This window comes from Cryptosporangium phraense (genome assembly GCF_006912135.1).
GTDB classification, from domain to species: Bacteria; Actinomycetota; Actinomycetes; order Mycobacteriales; family Cryptosporangiaceae; genus Cryptosporangium; species Cryptosporangium phraense.
In genome coordinates this window covers 21532-35605 of the sequence record NZ_VIRS01000041.1, presented here as the reverse complement: position 1 = coordinate 35605, position 14074 = coordinate 21532, and the positions used below count along the sequence as shown (strand labels likewise).

At 72.2% G+C, this 14074-nt stretch carries 12 protein-coding genes; 5 read left to right on the top strand and 7 right to left on the bottom strand.

Annotation, left to right across the window (positions count from 1 at the left end; all coding sequences use genetic code 11):
* The first annotated feature begins 5 nt into the window (after window positions 1–5).
* Window positions 6–353, top strand: a complete 348-nt coding sequence (locus FL583_RS34905; protein ID WP_142709168.1) for a PadR family transcriptional regulator — start codon at window positions 6–8, stop codon at window positions 351–353.
* The gene (locus FL583_RS34900; RefSeq protein WP_142709167.1) at window positions 344–1213 is read left to right on the top strand and encodes an HAAS signaling domain-containing protein; all 870 of its coding nucleotides are present in this window, start codon (window positions 344–346) and stop codon (window positions 1211–1213) included. The genes FL583_RS34905 and FL583_RS34900 overlap by 10 nt, the downstream gene beginning before the upstream one ends.
* Here FL583_RS34900 and FL583_RS34895 read toward each other — a convergent pair.
* The 3 genes from FL583_RS34895 to FL583_RS34885 form a co-directional block, all read right to left on the bottom strand.
* Complete coding sequence (locus tag FL583_RS34895; protein ID WP_142709166.1) at window positions 1207–1809, bottom strand: hypothetical protein; 603 nt, start codon at window positions 1807–1809, stop codon at window positions 1207–1209. The genes FL583_RS34900 and FL583_RS34895 overlap by 7 nt on opposite strands.
* Before the next feature lie 63 nt (window positions 1810–1872).
* The gene (locus tag FL583_RS34890) at window positions 1873–3048 is read right to left on the bottom strand and encodes an SfnB family sulfur acquisition oxidoreductase (RefSeq protein WP_205752735.1); all 1176 of its coding nucleotides are present in this window, start codon (window positions 3046–3048) and stop codon (window positions 1873–1875) included.
* A gap of 45 nt (window positions 3049–3093) precedes the next feature.
* A complete protein-coding gene (locus FL583_RS34885; protein ID WP_205752734.1) occupies window positions 3094–4224 on the bottom strand; it encodes an NAD-dependent formate dehydrogenase in 1131 nt (376 codons plus the stop codon).
* A gap of 233 nt (window positions 4225–4457) precedes the next feature.
* On the opposite strand from FL583_RS34885, the gene FL583_RS34880 reads away from it, so the two are divergent.
* Together FL583_RS34880 and FL583_RS34875 are read left to right on the top strand one after the other, a co-directional pair.
* Window positions 4458–5117: a LysR family transcriptional regulator substrate-binding protein gene (locus FL583_RS34880; protein ID WP_240746917.1), complete on the top strand. Its 660-nt coding sequence runs from the start codon at window positions 4458–4460 to the stop codon at window positions 5115–5117.
* Between the two features lie 24 nt (window positions 5118–5141).
* A complete protein-coding gene (locus tag FL583_RS34875; protein ID WP_142709163.1) occupies window positions 5142–5828 on the top strand; it encodes a M24 family metallopeptidase in 687 nt (228 codons plus the stop codon).
* Here FL583_RS34875 and FL583_RS34870 read toward each other — a convergent pair.
* A complete protein-coding gene (locus FL583_RS34870) occupies window positions 5825–8989 on the bottom strand; it encodes a chemotaxis protein CheB (protein ID WP_142709162.1) in 3165 nt (1054 codons plus the stop codon). The two genes, FL583_RS34875 and FL583_RS34870, sit on opposite strands and share 4 nt — an antisense overlap.
* A 76-nt stretch (window positions 8990–9065) precedes the next feature.
* Between FL583_RS34870 and FL583_RS34865 the strand changes: the two genes are divergently transcribed.
* Window positions 9066–10232 carry a lactate 2-monooxygenase gene (locus FL583_RS34865; RefSeq protein WP_142709161.1) on the top strand — a complete coding sequence of 389 codons (1167 nt, stop codon included), beginning with the start codon at window positions 9066–9068 and terminating at the stop codon, window positions 10230–10232.
* Between the two features lies 1 nt (window position 10233).
* Here the strand turns inward: FL583_RS34865 and FL583_RS34860 are convergent, their stop codons facing one another.
* From FL583_RS34860 to FL583_RS34850, 3 genes are read right to left on the bottom strand one after another with little or no spacing between them, the layout of a single operon-like run.
* Window positions 10234–11271, bottom strand: a complete 1038-nt coding sequence (locus FL583_RS34860; protein ID WP_142709160.1) for an ABC transporter ATP-binding protein — start codon at window positions 11269–11271, stop codon at window positions 10234–10236.
* Window positions 11264–12964 carry an ABC transporter permease gene (locus FL583_RS34855; RefSeq protein WP_142709159.1) on the bottom strand — a complete coding sequence of 567 codons (1701 nt, stop codon included), beginning with the start codon at window positions 12962–12964 and terminating at the stop codon, window positions 11264–11266. Before FL583_RS34855 ends, FL583_RS34860 begins: the two co-directional genes overlap by 8 nt.
* A complete protein-coding gene (locus FL583_RS34850; protein ID WP_142709158.1) occupies window positions 12961–14073 on the bottom strand; it encodes an ABC transporter substrate-binding protein in 1113 nt (370 codons plus the stop codon). Before FL583_RS34850 ends, FL583_RS34855 begins: the two co-directional genes overlap by 4 nt.
* Window position 14074: the final 1 nt, after the last annotated feature.

Below are 14074 nucleotides of genomic sequence, written 5' to 3'. Positions count from 1 at the left end.
GCCGCATGGTAAACGACGTTCCCGAGAAGCTCGAACAGGAGCTGCGCCGGGGCGTCGTCGTGCTGGCGGTGCTGTCCCAGCTCGGTGAGCGTCGTTATGGCTACGAGCTGCGTCAATCCCTGGCCGAACAGGGGCTGACGATCGAGGAGGGCACGCTCTACCCGCTGCTGCGCCGGCTGGAGTCGCAGGGCGTGCTGAGTAGCGAATGGCGGACGTCCGACGGGAAGCCCCGGCGGTACTACGCGCTCAACGCCGAGGGCCGGGCGCTGTTCGAGCGGCTCCGGGGTTCGTGGCAGGGCCTGAACACGACGATGAACCATCTCCTGGGGAACGGGACGGGGTCATGGACCTGATCGACAGCTATGTCGCGGACGTGGTCGAGCTTCTGCCACGGCGGCAGCGCGCCGATGTCGCGCGGGAGCTGCGCGAGTTACTGATCGAAGAAGTGCAGGATGGTGGCGCCGAGGAGGTGCTGCGGCGGTTCGGGCATCCGGCCGAGGTCGCGGCCCGCTACGGGCAGCCGGTGACGCTCATCGACCCCGCCGACACCCGCCGGTTCCTGACGCTCGCGGTCGGCGGAGCCGTGCTCATCCACCTGGCGGCGTTCCTCGACGAGCTGATCAAGCCGGTGCACGATCTCGGCCGGGCCCCTGATACCGCTTGGCCGCTCGTGTTCGCCTGGCTCGGCGTGCTGTTCGCCCGGTTCGCGGCCCGGGCCTGGTACCGGCGTCGCCGGCCCGCGGAATGGAAGCCGCACCGGGTGCCGACCGGCCGGATCAACCGGCTCGGACGGGTCGCGGCGGTCGTGTTCTTCGTCGCCGGCACCGTGGTGCTGATCGACCCGGCCGGCGCGCTCCGGGTCGTCACCGGTGGCCGGGCGGCTCCGGCGGCCTACGACGCGCTGGCCTACGACGACGGGTTCCTCCGGCTGCGCGGGCCGGTCGTTCTGGCCCTGCTGGTGTCCGGTATCGCGCTGCAGGCCGTCACCGCCTGGGCCGGGCGGTGGAGCGCCCGACTGCTCGCCGTCGACCTCGTCCACAGCCTGGTGGCGTGCGCGGTGCTCACCTGGGCCATCGGCACCGGCCCGATCTTCGTAAGGGCGGCCGCCGATGAGACCGTGAAGGGCATCGTCGCGCTGATCATCCTGCTGACGCTGGTGGACCTGGCGGTCCGGGCCCGGCGGCTGAGCGTGGCCGCGGCCGTCGGTCACTGACCCCAGGCGTCCCAGGAGACGGTCTCGGCCGCGTCGGGGCGACCGTGCTCGCCCGAGATGGCCGGGCACTCGACGTAGACGACGCCCTCGGCGACCGACGTCCGCACCGAGTGGTGGGTACGCACCCGGATCAGCCCGCGTACCGTCTTGCGGAGCTCGGCCTGCTGGTCGCCCGGCACGTCGTGGATCTCTGCGAAGCCCCGGCGCTCGACGACGACGTTCGCGGCCACCTGGGCGACCAGATCGAGCCGCGAGTCGCGCTCGGGGGCCGGGAAGTGCCGGTCGATCAGGGCCAGGCAGCGACGGCAGGTCGGCGCGAACGCCACCAGCCGCGACCGTCCCACCGGCCCCCCGTCGCCGCCGACCATCACCGCCCAGACCCGGCCACAGAGCGTGGTGCGAGACCACAGCGGAGCGGTGAGCGCGACCGCGTCGTAGCCCTTGGCGACGTCGTTCTCCCCCACTGCTTCGCGCCCCCGGCCGGGCGCGTCGGCGACCGTCGCGAGGTGCACGGCCGCTCCGCTGCTCGTCGACGTCAGCAGCATCGATCGGCCCGCAACCGCGATCACGTTCGGCCCATGTCCCCCGGAAGGCATACGTACATTGTCACCACTCGCGGTGACTTATCGGGAGGGTAGGTGAATGCTGCGGTTGAGAACTCAGATCAGCGTGCTGGCCGGGTCCGGCGGGACGCCGGTGACCAGCCAGGTTCCCAGCGCCAGCTCCTTCAGGCGGGCCGGGTCGTGCAGGGTGTGGGTGCGGGCGTTGCGCCAGTGCCGGTCCAGGCCCTGGCCCCGGTCGGCCGCGCTGGAGCCGGCGAAGTCGAAGATCCGCGTCGAGACGTCGAGCGCGACCCGGCCCGCGAACGCCTTGGCCGCCGCCACCTCCAGCCGCGCCTCGGTCGCGTTGTAGCCGGCGTCCTCGGACGCGTCGAGCGCCCGGGCCGCCGACCGGAGGAACGCCTCCGCGGCCCGGACGTCGACCTCCAGCTCGCCGACCAGCCGGACGATCTGCTGGTCGTCGATCGCCCTGGTCACCCCGGAGCCGGGCGCCGGCCGGGCCCGCTCGCGCAGGAACGCCACCCCGTCGGTGAGCGCTCCGCGGGCGATGCCGACCTCGATCGCCGCGTGGATGATCTGCCCGAACGCCCCGAACGTGGTCCCGGCCAGCCGCACGAACGGCTGCCGCAGCACGTGGTCGCCCGGTACGACCACGTCGGTGAGGATCGTCGTCCCGCTGAACGTCGACCGCTGGCCGAACGCGTTCCAGTCCTGCTCGACGACGACCCCCGGAGCGTCCCGCCGCACGTACGCGACCGACACCTCGTCCGACTCGTCCTTACCGAACACCGGGATCCACTGCGCGGTGAGCGCACCGGTCGAGTAGTACTTCCGGCCGTCGACGACGTAGTCGTCGCCGGACGGCAGGATCCGGGTCGCGAAGTCGCGGGCGGTCTTCGTGCCACGCTCGGAGAGCGCGTTCCCGAGGCGGGCGCCGCCGAGGAACTCGGCCGCGAAGAACGCCACCTGGGACGGCGAGCCCGCGCGCAGCAGCAGGTCGGCGAACGCGATGTGGTTCTGCGGGATCTGGGCCACCGCCGGATCGGCGGTGGCCAGGATCCGGAACACCTCGGCGACGGTCGCCGCGCTGACGCCCGGGCCGCCGTGGGCCCGCGGGATGCGCATCCCGAGCAGCCCGGACGCGGCGAGCGCCTCGAGCTCCCGGTACGGCAGCGCACCGGTCGCGTCCCGTTCCACCGCGCCCGGCCGCCACGCGGCGGCCAACTCGGTCGCCGCGCTCACCGCGTCGGCGTCGTCCGTCAGGATCCTGGTCACGCCACAACGTCTACCCCAGAGCGGCAAGCCGGGGCACGACGGGTATCAGACGCTGTAGGAGTGGGCGCCCGCTCCGGCCAGCGAACCGCCGTCGACGATCAGGTACTCGTCGCGGATCGGCGTGCCACCGAAGTACGACTCCAGGATCTCCCGCGCCCCGGCCGCGTACCGGGCCTGGGCCGACAGCGACGACCCGGAGATGTGCGGGGTCATCCCGTGGTGCGGCATGGCCCGCCACGGATGGTCGGCCGGTGCCGGCTGCGGGTACCAGACGTCACCCGCGTACCCCGCGAGCTGCCCGGACTCCAGCGCCCGGACGATCGCGTCCCGGTCGGCGATCAGCGCGCGGGCGGTGTTGATCAGGTACGCGCCCCGCTTCATCGTCGACAGCAGCTCGGATCCGAACAGGCCCTGGGTCTCCGGGTGCAGCGGCGCGTTCACCGTCACCACGTCCAGGACCGGCACCATCTCCTGGGTCGACGCGTGGAACGTCAATCCGAGCTCGGATTCCAGCGAAGCAGGCAGCCGGTGCCGGTCGGTGTAGTGCAGCCGGACCCCGAACGGGGCGAGCCGGCGCAGCACGGCCAGCCCGATCCGGCCCGCGGCGACGGTCCCGACCTCCATCCCCTCGAGGTCGTACGACCGGGCGACGCAGTCGGCGATGTTCCACCCGCCGTCGTTCACCACCCGGTTCGCAGGCAGGTAGTTGCGCACCAGCCCGAGGATCATCATCACGACGTGCTCGGCGACGCTGATGCTGTTGCAGAACGTCACCTCGGCCACCGTGACGCCGTGCGCGATCGCCGCGTCCAGGTCGACGTGGTCGGAACCGATGCCGGCGGTCAGCGCCAATTTCACATTGGGTGCCGCCGCGAGCCGGGAAGCAGTCAGATACGCCGGCCAGAACGGCTGCGAGATCACGACCTCGGCCTCCGCGAGGTGCGCGTCGAACTCCGGGCCGTCCTTGTCGGACACCACGACCAGCTCGTGGCCGAGACCTTCCAGGTAGGCCCGCAACCCGAGCTCGCCCGACACGCTGCCGAGCAGCTCGCCCGGCGTGAAGTCGATCGCCGACGGCGTCGGCAGCGTCTGGCCGTCGGGGTAGCCGGTCAGCACCGGGAGCGAGTCCCGGGCGTAGGACTTCGGGTAGCCGTCCACCGGGTCCGGGTAGAGCACGCAGAGCACCTTGGCTCGAACGCGAGCAGCACTTCGGACGGGCCGCCGAAGCCTGCCACGCCACCCAGCCCGCGCTCTCGGCCGCGTTGCGCAAGCTCGAACGGCAGCTCGGCGTCACGATCGTCCGGCGTGGACGGCGGTTCGGCGGCTTCACGCCCGAAGGGCTGCGGGTCGTCGGCTGGGCGCACCGCATCCTGGCCGAGCGGGACGCGCTCCGGATCGACCTCGACCGGATGCGCGACGGGCTCACCGCCACCGTCCGGCTCGGCGCGATACCGACCGCGGTGCCCGCCACCGCGGTCCTCAGCGAGGCGCTGGTAGGGAGGCACCCGCTGGCCCGGATGCGCATCGAGGTGCTCCCGGCTCCCGAGATCCTCCGCCGCCTGCACGCCTACGAGCTCGACGCCGGGCTGACCTACCTGCCCGACGAGCCGCTCGCCGAGTCGCAGACGCTCGAGCTGTACCGCGAGCGGTACGTGCTGCTGACCCCGGCCGACGGCCCGTTCGCGGGCCGGGCGACCGTCGGCTGGGCCGAGGCCGCCGAGCTTCCGCTCTGCGCGCTGGTCTCCGGCATGCAGAACCGCGGGATCATCGACGCGGCGATGCGCGCCGCCGGGGCCGCGCACGCTCCGGTCGTCGAGGCCGAGACCGTCGACGCGCTCTACGCCCACCTGGCGACCGGCCGCTGGTCGGGCGTCATCGCCCACACCTGGTTGCGGGCGTTCGGCGAACCCGCGGGCCTGCGGGCGGTCCCGTTGGCGCCTCCGGCGCCGGCCCCGGCCGTCGGCCTGGTGACCGGCGATCACGGCCCGTCCTCCCTGGTGTCCCGCGCTTTGTCGGACGCCGTCCGAGCCGCCGATCTGAGCCGCCTACTGGCCTGGGAACCGACGTAGCCCCAAGCGTTCTAGGGTCGGGGGGTGACTACCGAGACCGAGCGGGCCGCTGGACTCCTGGAAGCGCAGGCGCACGCTCGAGAACTGTTCGCGGCCGTGGAGGCCGGCGGGCTCATCGCGCCCGGTTCGGGCGAACGTGAGGTGAGCGACCGCATCCGGGACCTGGCCGGCGAGATGTTCGGCGTCCGGCGGTTCTGGCACAAGCGGATCGTCCGATCGGGGCCGAACACGCTGCACCCCTACGCCGAGAACCCGCCCGACCGGACCCTCACCGACGACGACATCGTCTTCGTCGACTTCGGGCCGATCTTCGCCGAGTGGGAGGCCGACTTCGGCCGCACGTTCGTGCTCGGCGACGACCCGGCCAAGCTGGCGATCCGGGACGCGCTGCCGGAGGTCTTCGCCGCCGGCCGGGCCTACTTCGCGGCCCACCCCGACATCACCGGCGCCGAGCTGTTCACCGAGGTCAAGCGTCTGACCGCCGAGGCCGGCTGGACCTACGGCGGTCCGCACGCCGGGCACCTGGTCGGGGAGTTCCCGCACGAGCGGATCAACGGCGACCAGATCGAGTACTACATCACCGACGGCAGCGACGACCCGATGCGCCGCCGCGACCGCGCCGGCCGGGACTGCCACTGGATCCTCGAGATCCACCTGGTGGACGCCGAGGGAGGCTTCGGCGGCTTCCACGAGGAACTCCTCGATCTCTAGGCCGTCAGGTCGACGGCAGTGCCGACCCACTCGACGATCTCGCCGTCGTCGGCGAACAGCGGCACCGCCCGGGAGAGGGTCCGGCCGAGCGTCCCGTCGGCGCGGACGACGTTGTGCTCGAGCTCGAAGACCCCCCGGCTCGTCACCGCCCGCTCGATCGCCGCCAGCACGAGCGGCTGGTCCTCCGGGCGGACGTACGTGTCGAGCCAGGTGCTGGTGGGCTCGTCGGCGTCGGCGATGAAGCCCCGGCCGTCGAGCGCGCGCAGCTCGGTCCAGTCGGGGTTCATCCGGTAGACGACGTCGAAGCTGGCCTCGATCAGCGCCCGGAAGCGCCGGTCGGCGTCCGAGCGGACCTGCGCCAGCTGGAGCTGCGCGGCGACCCGGGCGACGAGTTCGCGACCCGCGAACGGCTTGGACAGGAAGTCGCTGGCGCCGGCGGCCAGCCCGTCGATCGCGGCCTGCTCGCCGGCCCGCGCGCTGAGCAGGATCATCGGCACGCCACGCAGCACGCTCTCGGCCCGGAGCTGCCGGAACAGCCGCAGACCGTCGACGTTCGGCGTCATCACGTCGGCCAGGACGAGGTCCGGCGGCCGCTGCCGGACGCGGTCGAGGGCCTGATCGCCGTCGCCGGCCAGGTCGACGTCCCAGAACGCGGACAGCAACCGGCTCAGGTAGCTCCGCATGTCGCTGTTGTCGTCGACCACCAGCACCCGCGCCCGGTGCCCGTCCGCGCCGAGCCCCGGCCCCACCGGGACGTCCGGCGTCCGGGGAACGGTCGGCGCCACTCCCCAGAAACCGGCGATCTCGGCCAGCGCACCGGCGACCGGGTGCCTGCTCTTGTGCTCGGTCGTCGGCCGGGCCCCGGCGGCCCGGCGGGTGGGGATCCAGACCGTGAACCGGCTGCCCTTGCCCTCGGTGCTCTGCACCCGGACCCGCCCGTTGTGCTGGCGGACGAGCTCGTCGACCAGCGCCAGCCCGATACCGGCCCCCTCGTGCGTGCGGGCGCGGACGCCGAGCACCCGGTGGAACCGCTGGAAGATGTTCGCCAGCTGGTCCTCGGGGATGCCGACGCCGCTGTCTTCGACGCTCAGCTCGACGTGGTGCGGCAACTCGCGCAACCCGAGGCGGATCTCGCCCTCGAACGTGAACTTCAGCGCGTTGGACAGCAGGTTCGCGACGATCTTCTCCCACATCGTGGTGTCCACGGCGACCGGAGTGGGCAGCGTCGGGCAGTCCACGGTGAACTGGATTCCGGCCCGCTCGATCGCCCCGCGGAACGCGTCGGCGACCTCGGTGGTCAGCCGGGCCAGGTCGGTCGGCTCGAGCCGCCCCTCGATCCGGCCGGCCTCGATCTGGGAGAAGTCGAGCAGGCTCTCGACCATCGTCAGCAACCGGCGCGCGTTGCGCTGGGCCGCCTCCACCGCGACCCGCTGCGGCTCCGGGAGGTCGACGTCCGGGGAGCTGAGCTCCTCCAGCGGGGCCAGCAGCAGCGTCAGCGGCGTCCGGAACTCGTCGCTGATGTTGGAGAGGAACTCGCTCCGTACTCGGTCGAGCTCGGCGAGCTGGTCGATGCGCCCCTGCTGGCGCTCCCGGATCGCCGCCTCGGTCAGCGCTGCGCCGGTGTGCGCGGCGACCAGGTGGAGAAAGTCGAGGTAGATCGAGTCCTCGGGGAGGCTCGGGTTGAGGCCGAGCACGAGGACGCCGATCGGGCGGTCGTCGTCGATGCCGCCGAGCGGGCACACCAGCGCGGTCTCGGGGTGACGTCCGAGCCGGCCGACGACCGCGCCGCGGAACCGGCTGCCCAGGTCGTTCAGGCGCACCGGGCTTCCCCCCGACACCACCTGGTCGATCGGCCAGGGCGGCCGGTCGGCGTCGAGGTTCAGCGTGTGCGGCGCCAGCGGTCCGCCGGGTGGCGTCCCCACCGCGCCGACCAGGTCGACGCGGGTGCGCGCCCGATCGACGACGTAGCCGACGCTGAACGGGATGTCGGCGTCGTGGGCGGCCAGCGCGCGGAGCGTCCGTTCCAGGGCCGCCGAACTGGTCTCGGCGCCGCCGACCGCGACCGCCAGCGCGTCGAGCGTCGTCAGCCGTCGTCGGCTCAGCACCTCGGTGGTGGTCTCGATCACGGTGGCCAGCACGCCCTCGACCCGGCGGTCGTCCCTGCGGATCGGGCTGAACGTCAGGTCGAACCAGCAGTCACGCAGCACGCCGTCCCGGGTGATCGGGTACAGCGCGTCCTTGAGCGCGACGGCCTCGCCGTTCATCACCCGCGCGTAGCGCGGCTGGTTGAGGTGCCAGACCTCGGGCCAGCACTCGCGGTTCGACTGACCCAGCCCGGCCGGGTGCCGGTCACCCATGATCTGGCGGTAGGCGTCGTTGTAGAACTGCAGCTGGTCGGGGCCCCAGAGCACGCACAGGCCGACCGGGCACTCCAGCGCGGTCCGGAGCGTCGACACCAGCACGGCCGGCCAGGTCGCGACCGGCCCCAGCGTCGTCCGGTACCAGTCGATCGTGCGGAGCAGCGCGGCGACCTCGCCGGGCAGGTCGAACAGCGCGGCCGCGGACCGGTCGCCACTGTCGCGGGGCCGGACGCCGCCGCGCACGACGTCGAGCAGCAGCGGGCCGATGTCGTAGAGGTCGACGACGAGATCCGTCGCGCCGGCCGCGATCGCCGCGGCCGGCATGCCGGCGTGCTCGGCCGAGTCCGGGCTCTGGGCCAGCACGATGCCACCGGCGTCGCGCACGGCCTTGGCGCCCACCGCGCCGTCCCGGCCCATGCCGGACAGGACGACCGCGGCCACCCGGTTCGCGAACGAATCCGCGAGCGACGACAGCAGGATGTCGAGCGGCTCGTAGGGCTTCCGCAGCGGGGACACCGACAGAGCTCCGTCGGGGAGCACCTCCAGCACCGACCGCGGCGGCGCTACCCGCACCTCGCCCCGGACCAGGACGTCCCCGTCGGCGGCCCAGCGCACCGGAACGTCGACCCGGCGGCCGAGGATGTCGACGAGCGCGCTCCCGTGACCGCCCAGGTGCTGCGCGACGACGATCGCGACCGGGGGGTCGGCCGGGAGCGTCCGCAGCACGGCGGAGATCGCGCCGAGCCCGCCGGCCGACGCCACCAGCACCAGGACGTCGACCGAGGGATCCGTTGACGTCATACCGGTCACCTGCCCGCCGTCGCGATGACCGAATCGTACGAGCCGATCGGCCCGGCCGTCTGACTACGCTGTAGCGATGTCTGCGCCGTTCGGGAACTACCAGAACGAGATCTACTTCGCCGGCCTGTCCGGCGTTCTTCCGCCCTATCCGGTGACCTTCGCCGAGCTGGAAGAACGCGCCGAGTCCGCGCTCGCGCCCGGCATCTGGTCGTACGTGGCCGGCGGCGCCGGCGACGAGCACACCCAGCGCGCGAACGTCTCGGCGTTCACGAAGCACGGGCTGATTCCTCGGATGTTCGTCGGTGCGGCCCAGCGCGATCTGACGGTGGAGCTGTTCGGCCGCCGCTACCCGACCCCGATCTTCCTGGCCCCGATCGGCGTCATCGGGCTGTGTGCCCAGGACGGCCACGGCGACCTCGCGACCGCCCGGGCCGCCGCGCGCACCGGCGTCCCGATGGTGGCGTCGACGCTGTCGGTGGACCCGCTGGAGGACGTCGCCGCCGAGTTCGGGGACACGCCCGGCTTCTTCCAGCTCTACACGCCGACCGACCGCGAGGTCGCCGAGAGCCTCGTCCGCCGCGCCGAGCAGGCCGGCTACGCCGGCATCGTCGTCACGCTCGACACCTGGATCACCGGCTGGCGCCCCCGTGACCTGCGCACCTCCAACTTCCCGCAGCTCCGCGGCCACTGCCTGCAGAACTACCTCGGCGACCCGGTCTTCCGGTCCCGATTGGCCAAGCCGCCGGAGGAGGACCTCAACGCGGCCATCCTGCACTGGGCCCTGTCCTTCGGTAATCCGCTGACCTGGGACGACCTGCCCTGGTTGCGCTCGCTCACGTCGCTTCCGCTCCTCGTCAAAGGCATTCAGCACCCGGACGACGTCCGACGCGCGATCGACGGCGGCGTCGACGGCATCTACTGCTCCAACCACGGCGGACGCCAGGCGAACGGCGGGCTGCCCGCGCTGGACTGTCTGCCGGACGTGGTCGAGGCGGCGGACGGGACCCCGGTGCTGTTCGACTCCGGAGTGCGCAGCGGTACCGACGTGGTGAAGGCGCTGGCGCTCGGGGCGACCGCGGTCGGCGTGGGGCGCCCCTACGCGTACGGGCTGGCGCTCGGCGGCGTCGACGGCATCGTCCACGTGCTGCGCACGCTGCTGGCCGAGGCCGACCTGACGATGGCCGTCGACGGCTACCCGACGATCGCCGACCTCACCCCGGAGGCGCTGCGCCCGACCCGCTGAGTCAGAACACCCGGATCGCCCCCGGCGGCACCTCCACGGTCAGCTCGGACCCGTGCTCCACCGGAGCCAGCGAGTGGACCACCAGGTCCTGCTCGCCGAGTCCGACCACGTACCGGTAGTGGTCTCCGAGGAACGCCCGCGACCGCACTTTCGCCGCGACCGTGTTCACCGCCCCCGGCGCCGGCTGCACGACGACCAGCTCCGGGCGAACGCCCAGCCGCACCTCTCCGTCCGGGGCGCCCGGCACGGTCAGCGGCTGCCCCAGCCCGGCCAGCCACACCTGCCCGCCGGACGCGCGCCCGCTCAGCAGGTTGACGGTCCCGACGAAGTCGGCCACGAACTCGTCGGCCGGTATCCGGTAGACCTCCTCCGGCGTCCCGATCTGGCGGACCCGGCCCTGGTCCATCACCAGGAGACGGTCGCTCATCGAGAGCGCCTCGTCCTGGTCGTGGGTGACGAAGACCGTGGTCACCCCGATCCGCTGCTGCAGCGCCCGCAGCCATTCGCGCGCGCGTTCGCGCAGCTTGGCGTCCAGATTGGAGAATGGTTCGTCGAGCAGGAGCAGGTCCGGCTGGTGGGCCAGCGCGCGGGCCAGCGCTACGCGCTGCTGCTGTCCTCCGGACAGCTCGTGCGGGTACCGCTTCTCGTAGGCGCCCAGCTCGACGAGGTCGAGCACTTCGCGGACGCGGGCCGCGCGCGCGGCGTGCCCCACCCGCCGCAACTTCAGCGGGTAGCCGACGTTGTCGTGCACCGACAGATGCGGCCAGACCGCGTACGACTGGAACACCACCCCGCAATTGCGACGCTCCGGCGGCACGTCGATCCGGCCGCCGTCGAACACGACCCGGTCGCCGAACGCGATCGTGCCGCGGTCGGGCGAGTGCAGGCCGGCGATCGACCACAGCGTGGTCGACTTCCCGCACCCGCTCGGGCCGAGCAGCGTGAAGAACTCGCCCTCGTCGACGTGCAGGTCGAGATCGTGCAGGACCGCGTTGGACCCGAAGCTCTTCGCCACCGAAGTCAGCGTCAGATCAGGCATGCGCGCGCACCCCCAGGAAGAGTCGGCCGGCGCCGAGAACGGCCAGCGTGATCGCGATCTGGATCACGCCGAACGCGGCCACCGCCCCGCCGGTGCTGGTGGCCGCGAGCTGCAGCATCGTCAGGCCCATGACCGGCGTCCGGTCGGTGACGAGAAAGACGGCCGGGTCGGCGTCGTTGAGCATCGAGACGAACAGCAGGACGAAACACGCGGCCATCGCGGGCGCCGCCAGCCGCAGCGCGACCCCGACCGACGCCTGCCACCAGGTGGCCCCCGACGTCCGGGCGGCCCGGTCCAGGTCGAGCCCGATCGCCGCCAGCGCCGGATAGAACACCCCGTAGCCGAGCGCCAGGCTGCGCACCGCGAACGCGAGCCCGATGCCCCAGAGCGACGCCCGGACCGCACCGCTCGGGTCGAGGATCGCGAACGACCAGAAGAACGCCATGCCGGTGACCAGCCCCGGCATCATCCGCGGCCACAGCACGGCCTGCTGCAACGACCCGCGGAACCGGAACGACGACCGGTGGGCCACCACCGAGATCACCGCGATCGCCAGCGTGGCCAGCAGCCCGCCGACCCCGGCGATCAGCAGGCTGTTCACGATCGAGTCCGACCAGATCGGGTTCCCGCTGATCGCCGAGAAGTTGTCGAGCGTGAGCACCGACCACGGCGTGACCAGCGGCGTCAGGATCGACGTGAACGCCGACAGCGCGACCCCGGCCAGCGGCACGACGACGAGCACGGCCAGCACCCCCGCGAGGACCGCGAACACCCCCCAGCGCACGCCGCCGAGATCCACCGTGCGCCGGGCCGACGCCTTCCCGGTCACCGCCGTGTAGCGGGCCAGATCCCCCAGCAGCCGGTTGCGCAGCACCAGCAGCCCCGAGACGCACACCAGCAGGAACATCGCCCCGGCCGACACCAGCCCCTGGTCGGGCGACGCGGCGGTGATCCAGTGCCCGTACAGGTAGGTCGAGACGAACGTGATGTCCTTCGAGAACCCGAGGATCAGCGGCAGCCCTAGCACCTCGAACGACACCGCGAACACCAGCAGCGCCGAGTTCAACACGGCCGGACGCAGCAGCGGCACGGTCACCGAGACCAGCGCCCGCAGCGGCCGGGCCCCGGCGCTCCGGGCGGCGTCCTCGAGCGCCGGGTCGATGGCCAGCACCGAGCCGCGGCAGAACAGGAACACGGTCGGCGCGGCCACGGTCGTCGCGACCAGCGCCATGCCCGGCACCGTGTACAGGTCGACCGGGAACGCGAGGAACGTGTGCAACGACAGCCACGAGCTGACGTACCCGGACGGCGCCCACATCGCCATCCAGCCGACGATCAGCACGAGTCCGGGCAGCATCACCGGCAGGATCAGCACCCCGGTCAGCAGCCGCCGGAACGGCACGTTGGTGCGGGTCAGCAACACCGCCGCACCGACGCCGAGCACCACCGAGAGCACGGTGGTCAGCGACGCGAACAGCGCGCTGTTGCCGACCGCTCCCCACCAGGCCGAGTCGGTGAGCAGGTTGCGGTAGTTGGCCAGCGTGAAGCCACCGCCCGACCGGTACAGCGGCGTCGACCACAGCGAAGCCAGCAGGATCGGCACGACCGGCCCCACGACGACGACCAGCGTCGATCCCCAGACGACGTACCAGCCGATCGAGGGCCGCCGCACCGCCGGGAGAGCGAGCGTCATCGCCCGAAGGCCTTGTTGAAGCGCGCGACGATCTGCGGCTGCTCGGTCGCGAGCTTCGCGTCGAACGTCCCGATGATCAGGTTCTGGTCGCCGACGATGGCCTTGACCTGCGGCAGTCCGAAGTCGCACTTGACCCCGTCGCGGTATGGGGTGAACCCGCCGGTGCACGCGGCTTCCTGCCCGGGAACCGACAGCAGCCAGTTCAGCCACACCTTCGCCGCGTTCGGGTGCTTCGCGGCCGACGTCACCGCGGCGGCCCGGGGCAGCAGCGGTGTGCCGTCCTTCAGGTACCGGTAGTTCACGACCTTGGCGACGTCGTCGACGATGAACGCCCGCACCGTGCCGGAGACGAAGAACGCGGCCGCGTACTGGCCCTGGGCGAGCTTGGTCACCAGCGGGCCGTTGTCGGACTCCAGCCCGGCGTGGGCCCCGATCTGCTCGAGCGTCTTCCAGCCGGTGTCGCCGTACTTCTGCAGGTAGGCGCTGGTCGCGCCGAACTGGATGACGTTGCTGATCGCGGTGGCGCCGATCTTGCCGTCGAGCTGCGGGGCCATCTTGGCCAGGTCGGCCATCGTCGTCGGCTGCTTGTCCTCGGGCAGCACGGCCTTGTTGAAGACCGCGATGACCGGGTCCTCGGAGAACGCGTACACGCCCGGCCCGAGCAGGGCGTAATCCGGCAAGTTTGGCGAGTTCGGATCCCGGTAGTTCAAAACCCCACCGGAGCGCATGAACAACAGCCACCCCACCGCGTCGCTGCTCATGACCACGTCGGCGGTCGACCCCCCGGACGCCACCTCGGTCTGGTAGCGCTGGAACATCTCCTGGTTGCCGAGCGTCAGGCTGCGCACCCGGATACCGGGGTTGGCCGCCTCGAACGCCTTGATGACCGGCGTCATCTGTTGCTCTTCGCTGTTCGTGTACAGCAGCACCTCGCCCTCCTTCCGCGCGGCGGCGAGCGTCGAGGCGTCCACCGGAGTGACGGCGGACGCCTGACCGACGTCGGCCGACGCGGTCGGATCGGCGGACGAGGTCGAACCGGCGTTGCTGCCGCAGGCCGCGAGCGCGAGCGCGGCGGCGAGCGAGAGAGGTACTAAGGCGATCCTCTTCATG